This window comes from Enterobacter sp. PL_is379, assembly GCF_055817355.1.
Genome location: NZ_JBVPGT010000029.1, coordinates 210,069 through 232,982, shown reverse-complemented (window position 1 = coordinate 232,982; position 22,914 = coordinate 210,069). Strand labels below are relative to the sequence as shown.

At 57.1% G+C, this 22,914-nt stretch carries 21 protein-coding genes; 12 read left to right on the top strand and 9 right to left on the bottom strand.

All coding sequences use genetic code 11. The features are described from left to right. Positions 1-35: 35 nt before the first annotated feature. Entirely contained in the window at positions 36-860 is an 825-nt protein-coding gene (locus AC0TOY_RS13620; RefSeq protein ID WP_208763150.1) for an XRE family transcriptional regulator, read from the top strand. On the opposite strand, the gene arsC is transcribed toward AC0TOY_RS13620, so the two are convergent. After that, positions 857-1,213, bottom strand: coding sequence for an arsenate reductase (glutaredoxin) (gene arsC / locus AC0TOY_RS13615; protein WP_024907564.1), 357 nt, complete (start codon positions 1,211-1,213; stop codon positions 857-859). The two genes, AC0TOY_RS13620 and arsC, sit on opposite strands and share 4 nt — an antisense overlap. Before the next feature lie 18 nt (positions 1,214-1,231). Beyond that, positions 1,232-2,695 carry a beta-barrel assembly-enhancing protease gene (gene bepA / locus AC0TOY_RS13610; RefSeq protein ID WP_048991275.1) on the bottom strand — a complete coding sequence of 488 codons (1,464 nt, stop codon included), beginning with the start codon at positions 2,693-2,695 and terminating at the stop codon, positions 1,232-1,234. Between the two features lie 221 nt (positions 2,696-2,916). Between bepA and AC0TOY_RS13605 the strand changes: the two genes are divergently transcribed. Further along, positions 2,917-3,981 carry an AI-2E family transporter gene (locus AC0TOY_RS13605; protein ID WP_024907566.1) on the top strand — a complete coding sequence of 355 codons (1,065 nt, stop codon included), beginning with the start codon at positions 2,917-2,919 and terminating at the stop codon, positions 3,979-3,981. A 95-nt stretch (positions 3,982-4,076) separates the two neighbouring features. Here the strand turns inward: AC0TOY_RS13605 and bcp are convergent, their stop codons facing one another. Both bcp and AC0TOY_RS13595 read right to left on the bottom strand, forming a co-directional pair. Further along, positions 4,077-4,547, bottom strand: a complete 471-nt coding sequence (bcp, locus tag AC0TOY_RS13600) for a thioredoxin-dependent thiol peroxidase (RefSeq protein WP_008501635.1) — start codon at positions 4,545-4,547, stop codon at positions 4,077-4,079. Further along, positions 4,547-5,116 carry a glycine cleavage system transcriptional repressor gene (locus AC0TOY_RS13595; protein WP_023325845.1) on the bottom strand — a complete coding sequence of 190 codons (570 nt, stop codon included), beginning with the start codon at positions 5,114-5,116 and terminating at the stop codon, positions 4,547-4,549. Before AC0TOY_RS13595 ends, bcp begins: the two co-directional genes overlap by 1 nt. 145 nt (positions 5,117-5,261) lie before the next feature. Here AC0TOY_RS13595 and dapA point away from each other — a divergent pair, with 145 nt between their 5' ends. From dapA to ypfH, 6 genes are all read left to right on the top strand, one after another. Then, the gene (gene dapA / locus AC0TOY_RS13590; protein ID WP_008501633.1) at positions 5,262-6,140 is read left to right on the top strand and encodes a 4-hydroxy-tetrahydrodipicolinate synthase; all 879 of its coding nucleotides are present in this window, start codon (positions 5,262-5,264) and stop codon (positions 6,138-6,140) included. Between the two features lie 16 nt (positions 6,141-6,156). Then, positions 6,157-7,191: an outer membrane protein assembly factor BamC gene (gene bamC / locus AC0TOY_RS13585; protein WP_061714662.1), complete on the top strand. Its 1,035-nt coding sequence runs from the start codon at positions 6,157-6,159 to the stop codon at positions 7,189-7,191. A gap of 109 nt (positions 7,192-7,300) precedes the next feature. Beyond that, positions 7,301-8,014: a phosphoribosylaminoimidazolesuccinocarboxamide synthase gene (purC, locus tag AC0TOY_RS13580; protein WP_023332985.1), complete on the top strand. Its 714-nt coding sequence runs from the start codon at positions 7,301-7,303 to the stop codon at positions 8,012-8,014. A gap of 120 nt (positions 8,015-8,134) precedes the next feature. Next, positions 8,135-9,004 carry a KPN_02809 family neutral zinc metallopeptidase gene (gene ypfJ, locus AC0TOY_RS13575; protein ID WP_023308754.1) on the top strand — a complete coding sequence of 290 codons (870 nt, stop codon included), beginning with the start codon at positions 8,135-8,137 and terminating at the stop codon, positions 9,002-9,004. Beyond that, on the top strand, positions 9,004-10,950 hold the full coding sequence (locus AC0TOY_RS13570) for a tRNA(Met) cytidine acetyltransferase TmcA (RefSeq protein WP_473721948.1): 1,947 nt from the start codon (positions 9,004-9,006) through the stop codon (positions 10,948-10,950). The genes ypfJ and AC0TOY_RS13570 overlap by 1 nt, the downstream gene beginning before the upstream one ends. A 73-nt stretch (positions 10,951-11,023) precedes the next feature. Further along, positions 11,024-11,719 carry an esterase gene (ypfH, locus tag AC0TOY_RS13565; protein WP_208763147.1) on the top strand — a complete coding sequence of 232 codons (696 nt, stop codon included), beginning with the start codon at positions 11,024-11,026 and terminating at the stop codon, positions 11,717-11,719. A 38-nt stretch (positions 11,720-11,757) separates the two neighbouring features. On the opposite strand, the gene AC0TOY_RS13560 is transcribed toward ypfH, so the two are convergent. The 3 genes from AC0TOY_RS13560 to AC0TOY_RS13550 are packed head-to-tail and all read right to left on the bottom strand — an operon-like array spanning position 11,758 to position 13,468. Then, positions 11,758-11,955 (bottom strand): YpfN family protein, encoded by a 198-nt coding sequence (locus tag AC0TOY_RS13560; RefSeq protein ID WP_014171111.1) that lies wholly within the window; start codon positions 11,953-11,955, stop codon positions 11,758-11,760. 24 nt (positions 11,956-11,979) lie between these two features. Then, a complete protein-coding gene (gene dapE, locus AC0TOY_RS13555) occupies positions 11,980-13,107 on the bottom strand; it encodes a succinyl-diaminopimelate desuccinylase (RefSeq protein ID WP_024907570.1) in 1,128 nt (375 codons plus the stop codon). A gap of 10 nt (positions 13,108-13,117) precedes the next feature. After that, a complete protein-coding gene (locus AC0TOY_RS13550; protein ID WP_024907571.1) occupies positions 13,118-13,468 on the bottom strand; it encodes an ArsC family reductase in 351 nt (116 codons plus the stop codon). A gap of 387 nt (positions 13,469-13,855) precedes the next feature. Here AC0TOY_RS13550 and ypfM point away from each other — a divergent pair, with 387 nt between their 5' ends. Then, entirely contained in the window at positions 13,856-13,915 is a 60-nt protein-coding gene (gene ypfM / locus AC0TOY_RS13545) for a protein YpfM (RefSeq protein ID WP_015572204.1), read from the top strand. A 109-nt stretch (positions 13,916-14,024) separates the two neighbouring features. Here the strand turns inward: ypfM and acrD are convergent, their stop codons facing one another. Continuing rightward, complete coding sequence (gene acrD, locus AC0TOY_RS13540) at positions 14,025-17,138, bottom strand: multidrug efflux RND transporter permease AcrD (RefSeq protein ID WP_090420118.1); 3,114 nt, start codon at positions 17,136-17,138, stop codon at positions 14,025-14,027. A gap of 142 nt (positions 17,139-17,280) precedes the next feature. Next, positions 17,281-18,975 carry a nitrate/nitrite two-component system sensor histidine kinase NarQ gene (narQ, locus tag AC0TOY_RS13535; RefSeq protein WP_473721947.1) on the bottom strand — a complete coding sequence of 565 codons (1,695 nt, stop codon included), beginning with the start codon at positions 18,973-18,975 and terminating at the stop codon, positions 17,281-17,283. A gap of 152 nt (positions 18,976-19,127) precedes the next feature. Here narQ and aegA point away from each other — a divergent pair, with 152 nt between their 5' ends. From aegA to AC0TOY_RS13520, 3 genes are all read left to right on the top strand, one after another. Then, on the top strand, positions 19,128-21,104 hold the full coding sequence (gene aegA / locus AC0TOY_RS13530; RefSeq protein ID WP_473721946.1) for a formate-dependent uric acid utilization protein AegA: 1,977 nt from the start codon (positions 19,128-19,130) through the stop codon (positions 21,102-21,104). Positions 21,105-21,170: 66 nt separating this feature from the next. Further along, on the top strand, positions 21,171-21,764 hold the full coding sequence (gene nudK, locus AC0TOY_RS13525; protein WP_032646762.1) for a GDP-mannose pyrophosphatase NudK: 594 nt from the start codon (positions 21,171-21,173) through the stop codon (positions 21,762-21,764). Positions 21,765-21,865: 101 nt separating this feature from the next. Then, the gene (locus AC0TOY_RS13520) at positions 21,866-22,909 is read left to right on the top strand and encodes a DUF1176 domain-containing protein (protein ID WP_208763926.1); all 1,044 of its coding nucleotides are present in this window, start codon (positions 21,866-21,868) and stop codon (positions 22,907-22,909) included. Positions 22,910-22,914 lie beyond the last annotated feature (5 nt).

Sequence of the window (22,914 nt, the reverse complement as noted above, 5' to 3'; positions counted from 1 at the left end):
ATAAATCTCACAAGATTGGTTCTGAGGATCCTGCGATGGAAATTAAACTGCATGCTAATGCCACCACGACGCCGCGCATCCGTCGCTATCTTCAGCAATCAGATAAAAGCGACAGGGAGCTGGCCGTTGAGCTGGGGATCTCGGTCACTACAGTCAGGCGCTGGCGTAACCGCGATCAGGTTTCGGATAACCACACGACGCCAAAAGTGATACACAAAGCATTGAGACAGGAGCAGGTTGCGCTGGTCAATGCCCTGCGGGATATCACGGGTGCCCCGCTGGACGAACTGCTGCAGATGGTCAATAACGGACTCGGGATCGCCGTATCCCGCGCGACCCTCAATCGCTACCTCAAACCGGCTTCGGTAAAGCAGAAGGGCGCGACGTTGCAGGGGAAAAAGGCGCTGAGGGCAGGTATCGTGCCGCAAAAACTCCTGTTACATCATCAGCCTCTGTCTCTGCATATGGACGATGGCGGTGAACAGCATCTGCTCTGGGCGCGTGAACCCGTGAGCGGCTGGTGCTCCGTTCGGCTGTACGCGGGCATTTCTCCACAGCTGCTGGTCCACTGGGTGAACGACGTGCTGGAAGCCTGTCCGGCTGATATTCAATCTATTGAGACTTTTGGTTTCGAGGTGAAGCTTGAGAAACGCAATACCGCCGTGACAGTACATCCACAGCAATACCCCGCCGTTCAGGTTGCTCTGCCGCTATGCGACATCATTCCACGTCTGAACAGTGAACCGGCAGGCGAGCTGCTGATCCAGCTGTGCGAATTTTACAACCGGGAGAAAGCCCAGAAAAAGTTGGGAGAGAGTACGCCGCAGGCCTTTCTGGAAGCGCTGCGGCATAAGGACTAGAGGATCTCGAGCACGTCTTCCGGCGGGCGTCCAATGCGCGCCTGGCCGTTCGCCACCACAATCGGGCGCTCAATCAGCTTTGGATTTTCAACCATCGCCTGGACCAGTTCAGCCTCGGTGAGACGGTTGTCATCCAGGTTAAGCGACTTATACAGATCTTCTTTCTGGCGCATCAGTTCTCTTGCACTGCCCATTCCCAGCATGTGCAGCAGCTGGCGGAGGGTTTGCGCGTCAGGTGGGGTGTCAAGGTACAGCACCACCTCCGGCTCCACGCCGTTAGACTTCAGCAGGCTCAGGGTATCGCGGCTCTTGGAGCAGCGAGGGTTATGATAGATTTTTACGGCGTCTGTCATGACGTGAATTCTCCTTTATTACATCTTCTCGTACGGCTTAAAGCGCTGCTGCAGGCCGCGTAGCTGATCGATACGCGCGTCGTAGCGAGCCTGCTGGAGGCTGCCGAGTTTGACCTGCGAGCTGGCGCTGCTGAGCGCGGAAATCGCCTGATCGAGACGGCCCACCAGGGCAAAACCTTCGGCACGCGCTGCCAGCTCCTGATCGCGGTTGCCGAGCTGGGCTTCCGCCTGAGCGAGCAGATCCCAGCCGTTTTGATCGTCTTTATTATTAAAGGTGTAGCGGTTGAGGATGGTCGCCGCCTCGCCGGGCTGGCCGCCCTGCAGGTAAGCGTTCGCCAGGTTAAGCTGCAGCACCGGGTTGGTACGGACGTCTTTCGCCCCTTTCAGGCGGTTAATCGCATCGGCAGGCTTCTTCTGCCCCAGATCGATATCCGTCGACAGATCGAGGTACCACGGGTTGTTCGGATCGGCTGCCAGAAGCGGCTGCAGCGCCTTACGCGCCTCGTCGTATTTGCTGGCCTCCATCGCCTGGAGCGCCTGACCATACTGCGCGGCGTTCTTCTCGCGCACGTTGCCTTTCGCCAGGGTATCCAGCAGGTCGCTGGTGAGCTGGTTACGCCCGGAATTGTACATCCCCAGGGTTCTCACCTTCGCCATGTAGAAATCCTGTGAAGACTGGACCACGACCGGGCGCATCTGGTTGGCACGGTTACGCGCGTCCGACAGACGGCTTTCCGGCAGCGGGTGGGTCAACAGAATTTCCGGCGGACGGGAAGAGTAACGCGCCTGATCGAGCAGTTTTTCGAGGAAGCTCGGCATGGCCTGCGGGTCAAAGCCCGAACGCTGCAGCACCTGAATCCCGATGCGGTCCGCTTCCTGCTCGTTTTGTTGGGTGAAGCTGATCATCCCCTGGCGTGTTCCCGCCAGCGTACCGGTCAGTGCTGCCATCCCGGCCTGCGGGCTGGCCATCGCCAGCAGAATAGAGCCCAGTGCACCCACCCAGGTGAGGGGGGCGTTACGTTTCTGGTCTTCCATCGCACGTGCGAGATGACGCTGGGTGACGTGCGAAATTTCGTGCGCCATTACCGAGGCCAGCTGGCTTTCGTTGTCAGAGTAACGGAATAACGCCGAATGCAGCACCACGTTACCGCCAAAGAAGGCGAAGGCGTTGATTTCGTCGTTATTGATTAAATAGAAATGGAAGGGGGTTTTTACCGAGTCGGCGTGCGAAACCAGACGCATCCCCAGCCCGTTAATGTACTGTACCAGCAAAGGGTCGTTAATCAGCGGGGCGCTGCCGCGCAGCTGGCGAACATAGTAATCCCCCATTTGCATCTCTTGCCCAATAGAGAGCGTGCTTCCTGCTGTGGTGCCCATGTCCGGCAATGTATCGGACGAGTCAGCAAAAGCGGGCAACACCTGACCGACCGTCACCGCGGCAATCAGTGTCGCAACCAGTGTTTTTCTCAACTGCCTGAACATAACCACTGTCCTGTATGTTGGATGTGCTAATTTGACCGATGAACCGGTATATCGTTCATCTCTGCTGCTCTGGGAGTGTAGCCGTGTTGTAGCATGAAGAAAATCCCATTCATCAGGCTTTTGCGGATTGTGATCGGGATACAAAAAGCGAAAGTCTTTTTTGTGACAGTTAGATACAATTCATCGTCTCACTCCCGCCATTCGATTCAGGGAAGGGTTGTATGCTCGAAATGTTAATGCAGTGGTACCGGCGTCGGTTCAGCGACCCGGAAGCCATTGCTTTGTTGGTTATTCTGGTTGCCGGGTTCGGTATTCTGTTCTTCTTCAGCGGCCTGCTCGCGCCCCTGCTGGTGGCGATTGTGCTGGCGTACCTGCTGGAGTGGCCAACGGCGCGCCTGGAGCACATCGGCTGTTCCCGTCGCTGGGCAACCAGCATCGTGCTGGTGCTGTTTGTCGGCATCCTGCTGTTAATGGCCTTTGTGGTGATGCCGGTTGCCTGGCAGCAGGGGATCTACCTTATTCGCGATATGCCCGGCATGCTCAACAAGCTTTCTGATTTTGCCGCCACGCTGCCGCGCCGTTACCCGGCCCTGATGGATGCCGGGATTATCGACGCGATGGCGGAAAATATGCGCGCCCGCATCATGACGATGGGCGATTCGGTGGTGAAATACTCTCTGGCTTCGCTGGTCGGACTGCTGACGCTGGCGGTTTACCTTGTGCTCGTGCCGCTGATGGTCTTCTTCCTGGTGAAAGATAAAGACCAGATGCTCAACGCCGTGCGCCGTATTCTGCCGCGTAACCGCGGGCTGGCGGGGCAGGTCTGGGAAGAGATGAACCAGCAGATCACCAACTACATTCGCGGCAAGGTGCTGGAGATGATTGTCGTGGGGGTCGCCACCTGGATTGGCTTCCTGATTTTCGGCCTGAACTACTCGCTGCTGCTGGCGGTGCTGGTGGGGCTGTCTGTCCTGATTCCGTATATCGGCGCGTTTGTGGTGACCATTCCGGTGGTTGGCGTGGCGCTGTTCCAGTTTGGGCTGGGGACTGAGTTCTGGAGTTGCTTCGCGGTGTACCTGATTATTCAGGGCCTGGACGGTAACCTGCTGGTACCGGTGCTGTTCTCCGAAGCGGTGAACCTGCATCCGCTGGTGATTATCTTATCGGTGGTGATTTTCGGCGGGCTGTGGGGGTTCTGGGGCGTGTTCTTCGCCATTCCGCTGGCGACGCTGATTAAAGCCGTGGTTCACGCGTGGCCGGATGTGCCGGCGGTGGAAGAGAAGTAGTTTTGAGCGGCCTGATGCCCTCACCCCGACTCTCTCCCACGGGAAGAGGGGGGAAACACGAAAAACGGCAACCTGGGTTGCCGTTTTGCTGTTTATCAGGCGCTTTCTTTCAGCCAGTTCAACACCACGTCGTGGTGGTTGCTGGTTTTGAAGTCGTCAAACACGTGTTCAACTTTTCCGTCAGCGTCAATCAGGAAGCTGATGCGGTGAATACCGTCGTAGGTTTTACCCATAAACGTCTTCTCGCCCCAGACGCCGAACTGCTCGCACACCTGATGGTCTTCATCAGAAAGCAGCGTGAAGTTCAGCAGCTCTTTTTCAGCAAATCGTGACAGCTTTTCTGGTTTATCCGTGCTGATACCCAGCACTTCCACGCCGACTTTTTTCAACTCGTCCATGTTGTCGCGTAAGCCGCAGGCCTGTACGGTGCAGCCGGGGGTCATGGCTTTCGGGTAGAAATAGACCAGAACACGCTGTCCCTGGAAGTCGGTCAAATTTACTTGCTCGCCGTCTTGATCCGGTAAGCTAAATTTCGGTGCGATGTCACCGGCTTTCAGTGGGTTCATTACTCAACTCCATCCTGTTCGTGCTGCGAATAATTGACGACGCTTATACTGCCCTGCGCGTTTAATTCTGTACAGAGGGCTTTGAACGCTTGCTCGATATTTGACGCATCCTGTGATGCAGGACTGTGCGCGGTAATTTGAATAAAGAGCGTGGGAACCGTACTTGCGTCGCCCGGCTGTGTGCGGGAAACGAGCTCGGCAATGTTCATCTGATGGCTGTCAAACAGCGCGGTGAAGCGCTCTATCAGATGGGGAGAATCAGGCACTTCAACCTGCACCCAGACGGTAGAAGGCATAGCCGGACGCGGTCGCGCCGTGGTGCGCTTCATGACAATCAGCAAATCCAGCTCGGCGCCCTTCAGCGGCAGGGTCGATTCAATCAACGTAATGGCGTTCCATGTCCCGGAAAGCAACATAATAAATGTGAACTCTTCGCCAAGCATGGCCAGACGGCTGTCTTCGATATTACAGCCGCAGCTGCTTACGTGGCGGGTGATGGTGTTCACGATACCCGGCCTGTCGGCACCCAGCGCAGTGATAACCAGGTAATGTTGTGATGAGGTTGTCAAACCTGTTCTTCCTTTGCATGGTTAAGTCTTCCTAAGGAAAGCATAAAAAAAACATGCATACAACCGCCTGAGAGCCTCAGGTCGCTTGCTTTTATTACAGTTCCAAACGTAACATTGAGGCTCTTGTTCGCACAGAGGATGGCTCATGTTCACGGGAAGTATTGTCGCGCTTGTTACACCGATGGATGAAAAAGGTAATGTCTGCCGGTCAAGCATGAAGAAGCTCATTGATTACCATGTCGCCAATGGAACCTCGGCGATCGTTTCGGTAGGGACTACCGGTGAATCCGCAACGCTGAGCCACGACGAGCACGGCGATGTAGTGATGCTGACCCTGGAACTGGCTGACGGACGTATTCCGGTCATCGCGGGGACAGGGGCTAATGCAACCGCAGAAGCTATCAGCCTGACCAAACGTTTTAACGACAGCGGCATCGTTGGCTGTCTGACGGTGACCCCTTATTACAACCGTCCTACTCAGGAAGGTTTGTTCCAGCACTTCAAAGCCATCGCTGAACATACTGACTTGCCACAAATTCTGTATAATGTGCCGTCCCGTACCGGTTGCGATATGCTGCCGGAAACCGTTGGTCGTCTCTCGGAAGTAAAAAATATTATCGGTATTAAAGAGGCGACAGGGAACTTAAGCCGCGTTCATCAGATCAAAGAGCTGGTTTCAGACGACTTTATCCTGTTGAGTGGTGATGATGCGACCGCGCTGGACTTTATGCAGCTCGGTGGCCATGGCGTGATTTCCGTAACGGCAAACGTTGCGGCGCGCGATATGGCTGAAATGTGCAAACTGGCCGCAGCCGGTCACTTTGATGAAGCCCGTGTCATTAATCAGCGTCTGATGCCGCTGCACAATAAATTATTTGTCGAACCCAATCCGATCCCAGTGAAATGGGCATGTAAGGAGTTGGGGCTTGTAGCAACCGATACGCTGCGTCTGCCAATGACACCGATTACCGACCACGGTCGTGACATCGTCAGGGCGGCGCTGAAGCATGCCGGTTTGCTGTAGAGTTTAGGGAGATTTGATGGCTTATTCAGTACAGAAGTCGCGCCTGGCGAAGGTTGCGAGTGTTTCGCTTGTTATGCTGCTCGCTGCCTGTAGTTCAGACTCGCGCTACAAGCGCCAGGTGAGCGGTGATGAATCCTATCTGGATGCGACCCCGCTTGCTGAACTTCACGCACCGGCTGGTATGATCCTGCCGATTCAGAACGGCGATTATAATATTCCCGTGACCAACGGCAGCGGCCTGGTCGGTAAAGCGCTTGATATTCGTCCGCCAGCACAGCCTCTGGCGCTGGTTAACGGGGCGCGTACCCAGTTCACCGGTGATACGGCGTCTCTGATGGTTGAGAGCGCGCGCGGTAGCACGCTGTGGCCGCAGGTTGTCAGCGTCATTCAGTCGAAGAACTACACCATCGATAAACGCGATGACGCCAGCCAGACGTTAACCACCGACTGGATCGAGTGGAACCGTCTGGATGAAGACCAGCAGTACCGCGGTCGTTATCAAGTCTCCGTAAAACCACAGGGTTACCAGCAGGCGGTTAACGTTAAGCTGTTGAACCTGGAGCAGGCGGGTAAACCGGTTGCGGATGCCGCGTCCCTGCAGCGTTACAGCACCGAAATGCTGAACGTGATTGCCGCGGGTCTGGATAAAACCGCGACCGATGCCGCCAACGCCGCGCAGAGCCGCAACGGTGTGACCTTCGATGTGCAAAGCGGTGCGGATGATACCGGCCTGCCAATGCTGGTGGTTCGTGCACCGTTCAACCAGACCTGGCAGCGTTTGCCAGCGACGCTGGAAAAAGTGGGCATGAAAGTGACCGACAGCACCCGCTCAACCGGTAGCATGACGGCAACCTATAAGCCGCTCTCCGACAGCGCATGGCAGGAACTGGGCGCGAAAGATCCTCAGCTTGCCTCCGGTGACTACAAAATTCAGGTCGGTGACCTTGATAACCGCAGTAGCCTGCAGTTTATCGATCCGAAAGGTCACACGCTGACCCAGTCGCAGAACGATGCGCTGGTCGCTGTCTTCCAGGCAGCATTCAGCAAATAAATACGAGGGCTGGTGAATCCAGCCCTTTTTATTTTCGTGCCACGCAAACGTGTGCGTGGCATAATATGCCCAGTTTTGAACACAAATCATCACACCAGGAGTAATGAAGATGCAGAAGCAAGCTGAGTTGTATCGTGGCAAAGCGAAGACCGTATACAGCACGGAAAACCCGGATCTGTTGGTGCTCGAGTTCCGCAATGATACGTCAGCAGGGGATGGCGCACGCATTGAGCAGTTCGATCGTAAAGGCATGGTGAACAACAAGTTCAACCACTTCATTATGACCAAACTGGCCGAAGCGGGTATCCCGACCCAGATGGAAGCGTTGCTGTCCGATACGGAATGTCTGGTGAAGAAACTGGATATGGTTCCGGTTGAGTGCGTTATTCGTAACCGTGCGGCGGGCTCCCTGGTGAAGCGTCTCGGCATTGAAGAAGGTATCGAGCTGAACCCACCTCTGTTCGACCTGTTCCTGAAAAACGACGCCATGCATGACCCGATGGTCAACGAATCCTACTGCGAAACCTTCGGCTGGGTGAGCAAAGAGAACCTGGCGCGTATGCAGGAGCTGACCTATAAAGCCAACGACGTGCTGAAAAAACTGTTTGATGACGCGGGCCTGATCCTCGTCGACTTCAAGCTGGAGTTTGGTCTGTTCAAAGGCGAAGTGGTGCTGGGCGATGAGTTCTCACCAGACGGTAGCCGCCTGTGGGACAAAGAAACCCTGGATAAAATGGACAAAGACCGTTTCCGTCAGAGCCTGGGTGGCCTGATTGAAGCCTACGAAGCGGTTGCTCACCGTTTAGGCGTTAAGCTCGACTAACTCCCTCACCTGCCAAAGGATGTTCGCATCCTTTGGCGTCTTACCTTTGTTTCCTATGGTAATCTTGCCGTTAACCGCCTACGATCATAGCTATTATAAATGGAATAGTTCGAGGTGGTTATGCGCTGGCAAGGGCGTCGTGAAAGTGACAATGTAGAAGACAGACGCAGTGATGGTGGCGGCGGTCCTTCAATGGGGGGGCCCGGCTTCCGGTTACCCAGCGGCAAGGGCGGCATCATCCTGCTGATTGTGGTGTTAGTCGCGGGTTACTACGGCGTTGACCTCACCGGGTTGATGACCGGTCAGCCGCTGCAACAGCAGCAGCATTCTCAGCGCTCCATCAGCCCGAATGAAGATGAAGCGGCCAAATTTACCTCCGTTATTCTCGCCACAACAGAAGACACCTGGAGTCAGCTGTTTGAGAAAATGGGGCGTACCTACCAGCAGCCGAAGCTGGTGATGTACCGGGGGGCAACCCGCACCGGATGCGGCACCGGACAATCCGTGATGGGGCCGTTCTACTGCCCGGCAGACGGTACCGTCTATATCGATCTCTCTTTTTACGATGACATGAAACGCAAGCTTGGTGCCGACGGTGATTTTGCCCAGGGCTACGTGATCGCGCATGAGGTTGGCCATCACGTGCAAAAGCTGCTGGGGATTGAGCCAAAGGTACGCCAGCTGCAGCAAAATGCGTCGCAGGCTGAAGTGAACCGCCTGTCCGTCAAAATGGAGCTGCAGGCGGACTGCTTCGCGGGCGTCTGGGGTCACAGCATGCAGCAGCAGGGCGTGCTGGAATCCGGCGATCTTGAGGAGGCGCTGAATGCCGCTCAGGCTATCGGTGACGACCGTCTTCAGCAGCAGAGCCAGGGGCGCGTCGTACCGGACAGCTTCACTCACGGTACCTCACAGCAGCGCTACAGCTGGTTTAAACGCGGTTTCGACAGCGGCGACCCGGCGCAGTGTAATACCTTCGGCAAAGCGATGTAATGCTGGCGTTTGATCAGCTGATACGCGAGCTTGAGCGCACCGGCCATCGTCGGCTGGTGGTGCTCAGCGGTGAGGCGCAGTGGACGTTAAGCCAGGCGGTTGCCCTGCGTGACGCCTTGCCCGGAGACTGGGTAAGGCTTCACGAACATCCTTCAAAAGCCATCAGCGGCCTGCTGGGACGCGAGTTCCGGCATGCCGTTTTTGACGCCAGCACCGGGTTTGATGTCGCCGCGTTTGCCGCCCTGAGTGGAACGCTGAGCGCCGGAAGCCTTCTGGTGCTGCGGGTTCCGCCGCTTGCTGATTGGGCCGACAGGCCTGACAGCGATTCTTTGCGCTGGAGCGACAGCGTGGAGCCAATCGCCACTCCACACTTTGTGCACCACTTCTGCCGGACGCTTGCCGCCGATTCGGATGCGATTGTCTGGCATCAGCATCGTCCCTTGTCCGTTCCCGTTGCGCCGGATTTACCCGCCTGGCAGCCTGCCAGCGGCGCACCGCAGCGCGAGCAGGCGGAGATCCTCGACCTGCTTCTGACCATGCCTGCGGGCATTGCCGCGGTAACGGCACCGCGCGGACGCGGAAAGTCAGCGCTGGCGGGGATGCTGCTCAGTCGCATTCAGGGGAGTGCGTTGGTCACGGCACCGGCTAAAGGGGCAACGGATGTCATTGCGCGCTTTGCGGGCGAGCATTTCCACTTTATGGCTCCGGACGCGCTGTTGGCCTCTTCACGCCAGGCTGACTGGCTGATTGTCGATGAAGCGGCTGCGATCCCTGGTCCGCTGCTGGAGAAGCTGGTGACGCGTTTTCCGCGCGTAGTGTTAACCACCACGGTCCAGGGCTATGAGGGGACGGGCAGGGGATTCCTGCTCAAGTTCTGCGCCCGTTTTAGCGGATTGCGGCATTATGCCTTATCGACCCCCATTCGCTGGGCTGCCGGATGCCCGCTTGAGCGATTCGTGGCGAATGCACTGTTATTTGATGATGCGCTTATCGATCGCAAACCGGAAGGCGACGTGCGTATAACGCCGCTGGCGCCGCGGATGTGGGAGAGTGACCCGGCACGCGTGGCAAGCGTTTATGAACTGCTGTGTGCTGCACACTACCGTACTTCACCGCTCGATTTACGCCGGATGATGGACGCGCCCGGCCAGCACTTTGCTGTTGCCGGAACGGAGGCAGAGATCGCCGGCGCGCTCTGGCTGGTGGAAGAGGGCGGGTTGTCCCCTGAGCTTAGCCGCGCCGTGTGGGCGGGATACCGGCGTCCACGCGGGAATCTCGTGGCGCAGTCGCTGGCGGCGCACGGCGGATCGCCACTCGCGGCGACGCTGAAAGGGCGACGGGTTAGCCGCATTGCGGTTCACCCCCTGCGCCAGCGGGAAGGCATCGGGCAACGGCTTATCCGTAGCGCCAGCGGGGAAGACTATCTGTCGGTGAGTTTTGGTTATACCGACGAGCTGTGGCATTTCTGGCATCAATGTGGGTTTGTGCTGGTGCGGATGGGGAGCCATCGGGAAGCCAGCAGCGGCTGCTACACGGCGATGGCGCTGCTGCCGCTGAACGAAGCCGGGCGTCAGCTGTGCGCGCAGGAACATCAGCGTTTGTGCCGGGATATGCGCGTCCTGTCGGCCTGGAACGGTGAAAAGATCCCGGTGGAAGACGGCTGGGAAGCTACCCTTAATAGTGACGACTGGCGGGAGCTGGCGGGGTTTGCGTTTGCCCATCGGGCGTTTTCAACCTCGGTTGCCGCGCTGACGCGGTTGTTGCTCACCGTTGATATGCCGCTTCCGGCCCTGCGGGGGAAAATGGCAGGGAAAGCGGATGAGGTCGGGCGAAAAGCGTTGCTGGCAAAGCTGCGCAGTGAAACCGCGCAAGCGCTTGAAAGCCTTGATTATCCGCGCTGCCAGCGGTTGAAGGAAGCCATTTTGCAATGGCAATTTTTTCAATGACTTCTTCAGTAAAGTGGCATGGTCATTCCCGCCGGGAGGCGTAGAATCCAGGTCATCTATTAAGGAGACCACCATGAAACACGACCATTTTGTTGTTCAAAGCCCTGACAAACCGGCTAAACAGTTACTGCTTCTGTTTCATGGTGTTGGCGATAATGCCGTCAATATGGGTCAGATTGGCAGCTGGTTTGCGCCCATTTTCCCCGAAGCGCTGATTGTCAGCATCGGTGGCGTTGAGCCATGCGGCCCGAACGGGCGCCAGTGGTTCTCGGTTCAGGGCGTGACGGAAGAGAACCGTCAGGCGCGCATCGATGCCATCATGCCGACCTTTATCGATATCGTCCGCTACTGGCAACAGCAGAGCGGCGTGGGTGCCGACGCGACCGCGTTGATTGGCTTCTCACAGGGGTCAATCATGTCGCTGGAAAGCGTTAAAGCGCAGCCGGGTCTGGTTTCACGGGTAATCGCGTTTAACGGCCGTTTTGCGACGTTACCGGCAAGCGCAACCACGCAGACCACGATCCACCTGATCCACGGCGGCGAAGACCGGGTGATTGAGCTCTCGCATGCGGTTGCTGCCCAGGAAGCGTTGATTCGCGAAGGTGGGGATGTGACGCTGGATATCGTTGACGATCTGGGCCACGCCATCGACGACCGCAGCATGCAGTTCGCGCTCGATCGTTTGCGCTATACCGTACCGAAGCACTACTTTGATGAAGCGCTCAGCGGCGGTAAGCCGGATAATGATGATATTGTTGAGTTTATGTGAGGTTATCCCCTCTCCACAGGAGAGGGGATACAGACCGATTACTTCTTCTGGTCTTTCTTCGGCCAGTCGTCGTCATCGTCCCACTTGTCGTTAAAATCACGGTGCGGGGGAAGGTCCGGTTTGTTGGCGAGAAATTTTTTATGGTCAACGCGCTTCAGGTCTTTAATCACGTTCAGCAATACGCCAACCAGAAAAACCAACACCAGAATCCACCAGTACTTTGAAAGCCAATCCATTCGCTATTCCTCTCAGAGCGTTCGTCAGGCGACGAGTTGCTCCATAATACGTTGATACATACGGGCCAGCAGTTGCAAATCTGCCGCATTGACACACTCATTTATTTTATGAATGGTTGCGTTTACTGGCCCCAGTTCGACAACCTGGGCGCCCATACGGGCGATAAAGCGTCCGTCTGAAGTGCCACCCGTTGTCAGCAGCTGTGGCTTAATTTCATTATAGTGCTCGATGGCGTTCACCACCGCATCCACCAGCTTACCGCGCTGCGTCAGGAACGGCTGGCCGGAAAGCCACCACTCCACGGTGTAGCGCAGCTGATATTTTTCCAGCAGGGCGATAACGCGCGCCTTGATCATCTCATCGGTCAGTTCGGTGCTGAAGCGGAAGTTAAACTGGACGAAGTAATCACCCGGGATCACGTTGTTGCTGCCGGTCCCGGCCTTGACGTTCGCAATCTGCATGCTGGTTGGTGGGAAGAATTCGTTGCCTTTATCCCACTCGATGCCCACCAGCTCGTTCAGCATCGGCGCAGCGCGATGTACCGGGTTATCGGCCAGATGCGGATACGCAACGTGCCCCTGAACGCCGTGAATGGTCAGGTTACAGGTCAGCGAGCCACGGCGCCCGTTTTTGACGACATCACCCACCACTTCGGTACTGGACGGCTCACCGACCAGGCAGTAGTCCAGACGCTCGTTGCGCGCCATCAGCGCTTCAACGACCTTCACGGTACCGTTATGGGCGCTGGCTTCTTCGTCGGAGGTTATCAAAAACGCGAGACGGTTTTTGTGGTTCGGATGCTGCGCCACAAAGCGTTCTGCCGCCACGACCATCGCCGCCAGAGAGCCTTTCATGTCTGCCGCGCCGCGACCAAACAGCATGCCATCGCGAATGGTCGGCTCAAACGGCGGGTTAATCCAGCGATCCGCATCACCTGCGGGAACGACGTCAGTATGCCCGGCAAAGGCCAGCGTTTCACCCTGACCGCGCCACGCCCAGAAGTTCTGGGTATCGCCAAAATCCATGTGTTCAACGGTAAAACCGATGGCACGCAGGCGTTCAATCATAAGAGCCTGACAACCTGCGTCGTCCGGGCTAAGGGAAGGACGGCGAATAAGCTGCTGAGTCAGCTCAATGACCGGGCATGACATAAACTACACCTCAACGAAAAAAGTCGGAATAAAGGGTTTCACTGAAACCCAGCAGCATAGGCTGCCCTGGCGCGCAGAGCAATGGGCGTTTGATAATTGCCGGCATCTCGAGCATCAGTTTTGCCGCGCTGTCGGCATCTTTGATGCTGGCGCGCAGAGAGTCGTCCAGTTTACGCCAGGTGGTACCGCGGGTGTTCAGCAGGGCTTCCCAGCCCAGTTCGCGAATAGCGCTATGCAGAAATTCTGCATCGAGCCCATCGGCACGGTAATCGTGGAAGCGGTACTCCACGCTGTTTGCTTCCAGCCAGCGGCGGGCTTTTTTGATGGTGTCGCAATTTTTAATGCCGTACATCACAACCATGGTGAATCCTTTTGATGTTCTGATAATTAAATGTTCAGTAAATTCGAAGATATATCCTTAAGTGGAATATAACACATTCAGGAATCGTCTGGATTAATGTGTCTTCTTAATTCGACTCACAACTGTACGCTGAATATTCTTTCATCATTTAAGCATAGATGTCCATAAACTTTAAAAAACCAATAAAGTCAGCCAATAAAATAAAACTCACCCGTCCGTAGGGTTATTTCAAAATATTGCTGGCCGTCACAAAAAATTGAGGGCTCTCCGTTCATATTTATCATAAATCCCCGCAGGACGTGGGGTACAATCACAGCAATTGGTTAAATAGTCTTCACAATGATGGTACGTTTTTGTAGAATGCGCATAATAATAAGAGAGGTTGTTATGATTGAACGTGAACTGGGGAACTGGAAAGATTTTATCGAAGGCATGCTTCGTAAATGACATTCAGTAAGAATTGCAAGAGCACTAAAATAAGTAAAATAACCATAGTGTGAATTAATCACACAATAAAAAGGCGGCCGATAAAGCCGCCTTTTTTTATTTCAACCACTTACTCAGGACGTTCCTTCAGCGGGAAGCGGCGACGCACCAGTACAAAGAACAGCGGAACGAAGTAAATGGCCAGAATGGTGGCCGAAATCATGCCGCCCATCACCCCGGTCCCGACCGCATGCTGGCTGCTGGAGCCCGCGCCCGTGCTGGTTGCCATTGGCAGAACACCAAAGACAAACGCCAGCGACGTCATCAGGATCGGACGCAGGCGCTGACGGCAGGCGTGCAGCGTAGCGGCCATCAGCTCGTGGCCTTTGGCATTCATCTCGTTGGCAAACTCAACGATCAGAATGGCGTTTTTCGCCGACAGCCCAATGACGGTGAGCAGGCCCACCTGGAAGTAGACATCGTTCTCCAGGCCGCGCATCCAGGTCGCCAGCAGCGCACCGATGACGCCAAGGGGCACCACCAGCATGACCGAAAACGGGACCGACCAGCTCTCATACAGTGCGGCAAGGCAGAGGAAGACCACCAGCAGCGAAAGCGCATAAAGCGCAGGGGCCTGCGCCCCGGAGAGACGCTCCTGGTAAGACATGGCCGTCCACTCGAGACCAAAACCGGCGGGCAGCTGCTGCACCAGTTTTTCCATGGTGTCCATGGCAGTACCGGTACTGACGCCCGGCGCGGCTTCCCCGACGATTTCAACCGCAGAATAGCCGTTATAGCGCTCCAGGCGCGGCGAGCCGCTCTCCCAGTGCGAATTAGCAAAGGCGGAGAACGGCACCATGCCGCCAGCATTATTCCTGACAAACCAGCGGTTGATATCATCCGGCAGCATGCGGAACGGCGCGGCGGACTGGACATACACTTTTTTCACGCGGCCGCGGTCCATAAAGTCATTCACATAGCTCGAGCCCCACGCCGTCTGCAGGGTGTCATTGATATCGTTGATCGAGACGCCCAGCGCCTGCGCCTTACGCTGATCGATATCCACCTGGAGCTGCGGACTATCATCAAGGCCGTTATGGCGAACGCGGGTCAGGCCCGGATCGTTGCCCGCCAGCGCTAGCAGCTTATCGCGTGCCGCCATCAGCGCCGTGTGGCCCGCCCCTGCGTGATCCTGCAGCTCCATATCGAAACCGGCAGAACTGCCCAGCCCGCTTATCGCCGGTGGACTGCTGGCAAAGACGCGCGCCTCTTTGATGCGCGCAAAGGCTTTGGTCGCACGTTCAATGATGGCAAATGACGTTCCCGTTCTGGTATCGCGCTCGTCCCAGTCCTTCAGACGGACGAACATGCGGGCGACGTTCTGCCCGTTCCCGCCCGGACCGGAGCCGACGGTAGAGAAGACCGACACCACGTTATCTTTCTCTTTGGTGAAGAAGTACTGTTCCACTTTCTGGACCACTTTCAGCGTCTGCTGCTGCGTTGCGCCGCTCGGAAGCTGCACCGAGGTGGTGAACATCCCCCGGTCTTCCATCGGCAGGAACGAGGTGGGCAGGTGCAGGAACAGCCAGACCATGCCGCCCAGCAGCACAACGTAAATCATCATCCAGCGCAGGCTGCGGTGCAGTACGCGACCGACGGCAGATTCATACCGCGCGGCGTTGCGGTTGAACATCCGGTTAAACCAGCCGAAGAAGCCTTTCTGACCGTGATGCTCCCCTTTGTGCAGCGGTTTCAGAATGGTGGCGCACAGCGCGGGGGTGAGGATCAGCGCCACCAGCACGGAGAGCACCATCGCCGAGACGATGGTTATCGAGAACTGACGGTAAATCGCCCCGGTGGTGCCGCCAAAGAAGGCCATCGGGATAAAGACGGCCGACAGCACCATCGCAATCCCGACCAGCGCCCCCTGAATTTGCCCCATGGATTTGCGCGTCGCCTGGCGCGGAGTGAGTCCTTCTTCGCTCATGATGCGCTCGACGTTTTCAACCACCACGATGGCATCATCCACCAGAAGGCCAATCGCCAGCACCATGGCAAACATCGTCAGGGTATTAATGCTGTACCCGAACGCGTACAGCACCGCAAAGGTCCCCAGCAGCACTACCGGGACGGCAATGGTGGGGATCAGCGTCGCGCGGAAGTTTTGCAGGAACAGGTACATGACCAGGAACACCAGCGCGATGGCTTCCAGCAGGGTCTTCACCACGTCCTCAATCGACGCTTTAACGAAGGAGGTGGTTTCATAGGCGACTTTATACTCCAGCCCGTGCGGGAAATACTGCGACAGCTCGTCCAGACGATCTAACACCAGTTTCGCCGTCGCCATTTCGTTCGCGCCGGAGGCCAGTTTAATCCCCAGGCCGGAGGCCTGATTGCCGTTAAAGCGGCTCAGGTAGTCGTATTTCTCCGCCCCCATTTCCACCGTGGCAACATCGCCGAGACGCACTTCCGACCCGTCCTGATTCACGCGCAGGGTGATGTTGCGGAACTGGTCCGGCGTCTGCAGCAGGGATTGCGAATTGATGGTGGCGTTCAGAGCTTGCTTATCAACGGAAGGCGTTCCCCCCAGCTGCCCCACCGCAATCTGGGCGTTCTGGGCTTTAATGGCATCCGTCACGTCGGTTGCCGTCATCTGGTAGCTGTTCAGCTTGTTGGGATCGAGCCAGATACGCATCGAGTATTGTGAGCCGTAGGCGTCGATATCTCCGACGCCGTTAATCCGGCTGATAGGATCCTGAATATTACTGGCGACGTAGTCCGCGATGTCCTGTTTATCCATCGAGCCATCTGTCGAGACAAACGCGATGGTCAATATGTTGGTATCGCCAGTTTTACGCACGGTCACGCCCTGGTTCTGCACCGCCTGGGGCAGCTTGCGCATGGCCGACTGCAGCTGGTTTTGGACCTGCTGCACCGCTTCGTCCGGGTCGGTGCCCGCCTTAAAGCTCAGGGTCACCGTCGCCTGACCCGTGGCGCTACTTTGCGAGGACATGTACATCAGGTTATCCAGACCCGTCATGTTCTGCTCGATAACCTGCGTCACGGTATTTTCCAGCGTTTGCGCGGACGCGCCGGGGTAGTTGGCGGTGACGCGCACGTTAGGCGGTGCCAGGTCGGGGTATTGCTCAACAGGAAGTGAAGTAATCGCCAGGACACCTGTCAGACACAACAGGATGGCAAGCACCCAGGCAAAAATGGGGCGATCGATGAAGAAATTCGCCATGAAAGTGTGACCTCGTTTTGCTGCACGTCATTATTGTTTATTGCCCGCATAACTTTAGCGGTAAGGGCCAGGTCAAACGTGGAGAAATAAAGGAGATAATGTAAATTATCATGCGCTTTTCCCTGCGCTTGCCCCTTTACCGTTATTTACCTGTTAACGGCGTGGGCACCGGGAACGTCACGCTGACCAGCGTGCCGCCGTTTTGCGGCTGTGAAAAGTGTAGTGTTCCCCCAAGCCGTTGCGCGCGTTCACGCATAATGTTCAGCCCGTAGTGTCCCGGCGGCTCGCTGGCCTCGCCAATTCCGATCCCGTTGTCACGAATGCTGACGCAGTGCGTACCGTCCGCTGCCGTCACGCAGTTCACCGCGATTTCGCTGGCCTGCGCGTGCTTAATGGCGTTCAGCACGGCCTCACGCACGATCTGTAAAAGATGCACCTGCTTTTGCGCGTCCAACGCCAGCGAGGAGAGGCGACAGTCGAGATGCAGCTTAGCCTGCGTCTGGCTCTGCAGGATGTCCAGGGACTCCTGTAGCGCCGCGGGTAAATTCGCGTGGTTCAGCGTCAGGCGGAAGGTAGTGAGCAGTTCGCGCAGCTGCTGCCAGGCGTTGTTCAGCTCGCGGGAGAAGTCGGAGATGATGGTCTGCGCCGGAGTATTTTCCTCCGGCACGGCGCGTTTGAGCAGCGCAAGCTGAATGCGCAGATACGACAGCACCTGCGCCAGCGAATCGTGCAGCTCGCGGGCGATGGTGGCGCGCTCTTCCATCAGCAGCAGCTGCTGGTAATGTTTTTGCGCCTGGTTAAAGTACAGCCCGCGCCCGAGCATGGTCGCCACGCTTCTCATCAGCGGAAGGGGGACGCTGTCCGTTTCGCTTTGCCAGCGCAGCTCGCCGTAAAGGGTGTCCTGCATCAGTACCGGCAGGTTTTGTAGAGGGATCCCCCTGGACTCCTTCCCTTCACACAGCCGCCAGTCGTCGCTGGTGCGCAGCTCCAGATAATTCATCTGCGTATAGTCATGGACAATCTGCAGGATATGCCGGAAACAGTGGCTGTCTATCTGGCCGGTATTCAGCGCCTGCGAGCACTTGAACAGCATGTCGAGCTGCTGGTGGGCTTCGTGCAGGTGCCGCGTTTTTTCCGCGACCGAAGCCTCAAGCGAACGGTAGAGCGTATCTAATTCGGCGGACATGTGGTTGAAGGCGCGGGAGAGCTGGCCCAGCTCATTCGGCAGGGCGGAATCCGGCGCCGGAGTTGCAAATTCCCCGCGCTCAACCCGTTCGCTGGCCGCCACCAGATTGTTAAGCGGCAGCACCACCTGGCGACGGATGCGTCGCAGGGTAAACAGCGTCAGCAGCAGGATCCCGAGAGCGCCTGCCAGGGAAAGCAGGGTCACCGTCTGAATTTTATGTTCGGTGTAGTGCTGAAGGGCGAGGACAAAGGCATCAATGCGGCCGACAAAATCTTCAATATTGTGTTGATACCACGCGCTGTCGCCGCGGGCGATGTGAGCATCCATCTCCTGCCAGGCCACGTGCAGCTGCTGGTAGCGTGCTTTAACATTGTCCGGAACGTACCAGCGGTTCAGCTTCTGCAGCGCAGGCGCGCCGAGCGTCTGTTGCCAGCTCTCGCGATGTGCAGCAAGGGAAGGGCTGTTGCGCTGCATCTCGTAGCCCAGACGATAGCTCTGCATGCGCAGCGAGCCGGCGATATTAATGGCTTCGGCATCGCGCTGGCTGCTGGCCAGCGTCAGCAGCGCGACGGTGCTGCTGAGCACGGATAGGGCAATGATCGAAAAGAAAGCCCAGGCAAGGCTTCCGGAAACGGGTCGTTTAACGGTCACAGAACGGCTCTCTGAATAAAATTGATCTGCCACAGGTTCACTGGAAATAATTGGGCGTTCAGGGCATTTGAACATTGCCCGATCGCACCGTGATGCGTAAATACCATACTCTTATAAAGAGAAAGGTTATTGAACCAAAAACAGGTGTGGTTATGAATCGTTTTATTATGGCTAACAGCCAGCAGTGCATTGGGTGTCGCGCCTGCGAAGTGGCCTGCGTGATGGCGCACAACGATGAGCAGCATGTCCTGAGCGAGCGCCATTTTCATCCTCGTATTACGGTCCTGAGATCCGGTGAGAAGAGCAGCCCCGTGACCTGTCATCATTGTGAAAATGCACCCTGCGCGCAAAGCTGCCCGAACGGTGCCATCAGCAAATGCGATGACAGCGTACAGGTGAATCAACAAAAATGCATCGGCTGTAAGGCCTGCGTGGTGGCCTGCCCGTTTGGCACGATGGAGATTATCGTCACCCCGCTCGACAACGGCAGCGTGAAGGCCTCGGCGAATAAATGCGATCTCTGTCTGACGCGGCCACACGGCCCGGCCTGTATCGAAAATTGCCCGGCAGATGTCCTCTCACTGGCAACGCCTGCTGTCCTTGATCATCTGGCGAAATCGCGCCGACAGCGCACGGCCTGCCTGGAGGCGCAGCCCTGGCATGCGGAGGCCGTCGGAGAAGATGCTCCGCGCACCAAACTGCAGCAGATGCAGGGGACGGCGCCACGCGGCGAGCCCGATAAACTGGCTGCCGCTGAACGCGTAAGCCATTTTAACGAAATTTACCTGCCGTTCCGGGACGGGCAGGCCGCCCGCGAGGCGTCGCGCTGCCTGAAATGCGGAGAGCACAGCATTTGCGAATGGACCTGCCCGCTGCATAACCACATCCCACAGTGGATTGAGCGCCTCAACGCGGGGGATATCGCCGGCGCGGTCGAGCTTTCTCATCAGACCAACTGTTTACCTGAAATTACCGGCCGCGTCTGCCCGCAGGACCGATTATGCGAAGGGGCCTGCACAATACGTGAAGAGGCGGGATCCGTGACCATCGGTAACATCGAGCGCTATATCTCCGATCGGGCGCTGGCGATGGGCTGGCGGCCGGATATGTCCGCCGTCACGCCGACAGATAAACGTGTCGCGATTGTCGGCGCGGGGCCTGCCGGGCTGGCGTGCGCCGACGTGCTGGCGCGCAGCGGCGTGAGCGTGACGGTCTATGACCGGCATCCGGAAATCGGTGGATTGCTAACCTTTGGCATCCCGGCATTCAAGCTGGACAAATCGCTGCTCGCGCGGCGCAGAGAGATATTTACCGCGATGGGGATCCGCTTCGAGCTGAACTGCGAGGTGGGCCAGGACGTATCGATGTCGCAGTTAAAGCACGATTACGACGCTCTGTTTATTGGCGTGGGAACCTATCGTTCGATGAAGGCGGGTATCCCGCATGAAGACGCGCCAGGGGTCTATGACGCGCTGCCTTTCCTGGTGGGCAACACGCGGCATGTTATGGGGCTGCAGGCGACGGCCAGCGAACCATTCATCGACACCCATGGCTTAAACGTGGTGGTGCTTGGCGGGGGCGATACCGCCATGGACTGCGTCCGCACCGCGTTACGCCACGGTGCGGCGAAGGTGACCTGCGCCTATCGTCGGGATGAGGCCAACATGCCGGGCTCGAAGAAAGAGGTGAAGAACGCCAGAGAAGAGGGCGCGGCGTTTGAATTTAACGTCCAGCCGGTTGAGCTGACGCTGGATCCGAACGGAAAGGTCAACGGTATCCGGATGCTGCGTACCGAGCTCGGAGAGCCGGATGCGCAGGGACGGCGGCGACCGGTTCCCGTGGCGGGCAGTGAGTTCGTGATGGCCGCGGATGCAGTCATCATGGCGTTTGGTTTTAACCCGCACGCGATGCCGTGGCTGCAGGCGCAGGGTGTCGAAACGGATGACTGGGGGCGGATCGTTGCCTCCGTCGAGAGCCGTTACCGTTACCAGACGACTAACCCGCAGATCTTCGCCGGGGGCGATGCGGTACGCGGCGCGGATCTGGTGGTGACCGCCATGGCGGAAGGGCGTCATGCGGCGCAAGGGATACTCGACTGGCTTGGGGTTAACGCGCCAAAACATCATTAAACCGGCGGGCGACAAAGCGGGATTCACGGCGTAGTATAGGACGACTCATTGTGTCGTGGAGCCCGTATGACCCTGAAAATTGACGTTATCAAAGACAAAATTCTCTCTGAAAACTACTTTGTCCTGCGTAACATCACCTATGACCTTACGCGTAACAACGGTGAAGTGATCCGCCACAAACGCGAGGTCTACGACCGCGGCAATGGAGCAACTATTCTGCTCTATAACCGTGAAAAGCGGAGCGTGGTGCTGATCCGCCAGTTCAGGGTGGCGACATGGGTCAATGGCAACCCTGACGGACGTCTGATTGAAACCTGCGCGGGCCTGCTCGATGATGATGAGCCGGAAGTCTGCATCCGCAAAGAGGCCGTTGAAGAAACCGGCTTCGAAGTGGGCGAGGTCAAAAAGGTCTTCGAGCTGTTTATGTCGCCCGGCGGCGTGACGGAAATCGTCCATTTCTTCATCGCGGAATACAGCGACGCGCAGCGCACTCACCGGGGCGGTGGCGTCGAGGATGAAGATATCGAAGTGCTGGAACTTCCTTTTGCCCGAGCGCTGGAGATGGTGCGAACAGGGGAAATCAGGGATGGTAAGGCGGTGATATTACTGCAGTATTTACAGACTACCGGGCTGATGAATACCCCTTTCGAACGGATATAGCCTGTTTTTCGGGTATATCTGATAAATCCGATTGAGCAACCCCGGCGGGAACACGAAGATACTGCCCAGTTATGCGTTTTCGTTCCGGGATTGTGCCATTCATGCGCTACAGCGTCTTTTTATTTTCCCTGTTTTGGGTGCTCCTCGCGCCGCAGGTGCGGGCTGCACCCGCGCAGCAAGCCTTTTCTGACTGGCAGGTGACCTGCAATAACCAGAACTTTTGCCTTGCCCGCAACACGGGCGAACATCGTGGTCTGGTCATGACGCTCACCCGAAGCGCCGGGGCGAAAACGGATGCCACGCTGCGTATCGATCTCGGCGGTCTTGATACTCCCTCCGTTAAAGAGCCTGAGATTGCTCCCCGCCTGCTGCTGGATAACGTTCCTCTGAAGCTCGACAAACAGCGCTGGCAGCTCACGCCCTGGCATCTGAAAACGGACGATGCGGCCACCATCACCGCCTTTCTGAAAAACATCCAGGAAGGGAAGTCCCTGACCCTGCGCGGTGGTAAGCAGGTCATTTCACTGAGCGGTCTGAAAGCCGCGCTGTTGTTCATTGATGCGCAGCAAAAGCGCGTCGGCAGCGAAACTGCGTGGATAAAGAAAGGTGACGATCCGCCGTTAAGCGTTCCGCCTGCACCCGCCTTAAAAAAGGTGGCGGTCGTCAATCCGACCCCGACGCCACTCTCCCACGCCGAACTGAACGACCTGCTGGACTATGGTACCGGACGGATGAACAGCAGCCAGTGCTCGCTGGATCCTAACCGCCGGGAAGTGCGCGTCACCGCGTTAACCGATGACAAAGCGCTGCTGATCGTCAGCTGCGAGGCGGGGGCCTATAACACGGTCGATCTGGCGTGGCTGGTATCACGTAAAAAACCGTTCACCGCCCGCAGCGTCAGGCTGCGTCTGCCGTTTACGCCGTCAAGCGACGGCAGTGAGATGGAGTTGATGAACGCCAGCTTCGATGAGAAGACGCGCGAGCTGACAACGCTCGCGCTGGGACGCGGTATGGGCGATTGCGGGATCCAGACGCGCTGGCGTTTCGACGGCCAGCGTTTCCGCCTGGTGCGCTACGCCGAGGAGCCCAGCTGCGACAACTGGAATGGGCCAGATGCCTGGCCCACGCTGTGGATCACGCGGTAGCTTTT

Bases quoted from the DNA above. Each gene is read 5' to 3' on its own strand.
- AC0TOY_RS13605 (WP_024907566.1), top strand. From the start codon at position 2,917: ATGCTCGAAATGTTAATGCAGTGGTACCGGCGTCGGTTCAGCGACCCG.
- dapA (WP_008501633.1), top strand. From the start codon at position 5,262: ATGTTCACGGGAAGTATTGTCGCGCTTGTTACACCGATGGATGAAAAA.
- purC (WP_023332985.1), top strand. From the start codon at position 7,301: ATGCAGAAGCAAGCTGAGTTGTATCGTGGCAAAGCGAAGACCGTATAC.
- AC0TOY_RS13560 (WP_014171111.1), bottom strand. From the start codon at position 11,955: ATGGATTGGCTTTCAAAGTACTGGTGGATTCTGGTGTTGGTTTTTCTG.
- ypfH (WP_208763147.1), top strand. From the start codon at position 11,024: ATGAAACACGACCATTTTGTTGTTCAAAGCCCTGACAAACCGGCTAAA.
- AC0TOY_RS13620 (WP_208763150.1), top strand. From the start codon at position 36: ATGGAAATTAAACTGCATGCTAATGCCACCACGACGCCGCGCATCCGT.
- ypfJ (WP_023308754.1), top strand. From the start codon at position 8,135: ATGCGCTGGCAAGGGCGTCGTGAAAGTGACAATGTAGAAGACAGACGC.
- bamC (WP_061714662.1), top strand. From the start codon at position 6,157: ATGGCTTATTCAGTACAGAAGTCGCGCCTGGCGAAGGTTGCGAGTGTT.
- AC0TOY_RS13570 (WP_473721948.1), top strand. From the start codon at position 9,004: ATGCTGGCGTTTGATCAGCTGATACGCGAGCTTGAGCGCACCGGCCAT.
- aegA (WP_473721946.1), top strand. From the start codon at position 19,128: ATGAATCGTTTTATTATGGCTAACAGCCAGCAGTGCATTGGGTGTCGC.
- dapE (WP_024907570.1), bottom strand. From the start codon at position 13,107: ATGTCATGCCCGGTCATTGAGCTGACTCAGCAGCTTATTCGCCGTCCT.
- bepA (WP_048991275.1), bottom strand. From the start codon at position 2,695: ATGTTCAGGCAGTTGAGAAAAACACTGGTTGCGACACTGATTGCCGCG.
- bcp (WP_008501635.1), bottom strand. From the start codon at position 4,547: ATGAACCCACTGAAAGCCGGTGACATCGCACCGAAATTTAGCTTACCG.
- AC0TOY_RS13550 (WP_024907571.1), bottom strand. From the start codon at position 13,468: ATGGTTGTGATGTACGGCATTAAAAATTGCGACACCATCAAAAAAGCC.
- AC0TOY_RS13520 (WP_208763926.1), top strand. From the start codon at position 21,866: ATGCGCTACAGCGTCTTTTTATTTTCCCTGTTTTGGGTGCTCCTCGCG.
- arsC (WP_024907564.1), bottom strand. From the start codon at position 1,213: ATGACAGACGCCGTAAAAATCTATCATAACCCTCGCTGCTCCAAGAGC.
- acrD (WP_090420118.1), bottom strand. From the start codon at position 17,138: ATGGCGAATTTCTTCATCGATCGCCCCATTTTTGCCTGGGTGCTTGCC.
- nudK (WP_032646762.1), top strand. From the start codon at position 21,171: ATGACCCTGAAAATTGACGTTATCAAAGACAAAATTCTCTCTGAAAAC.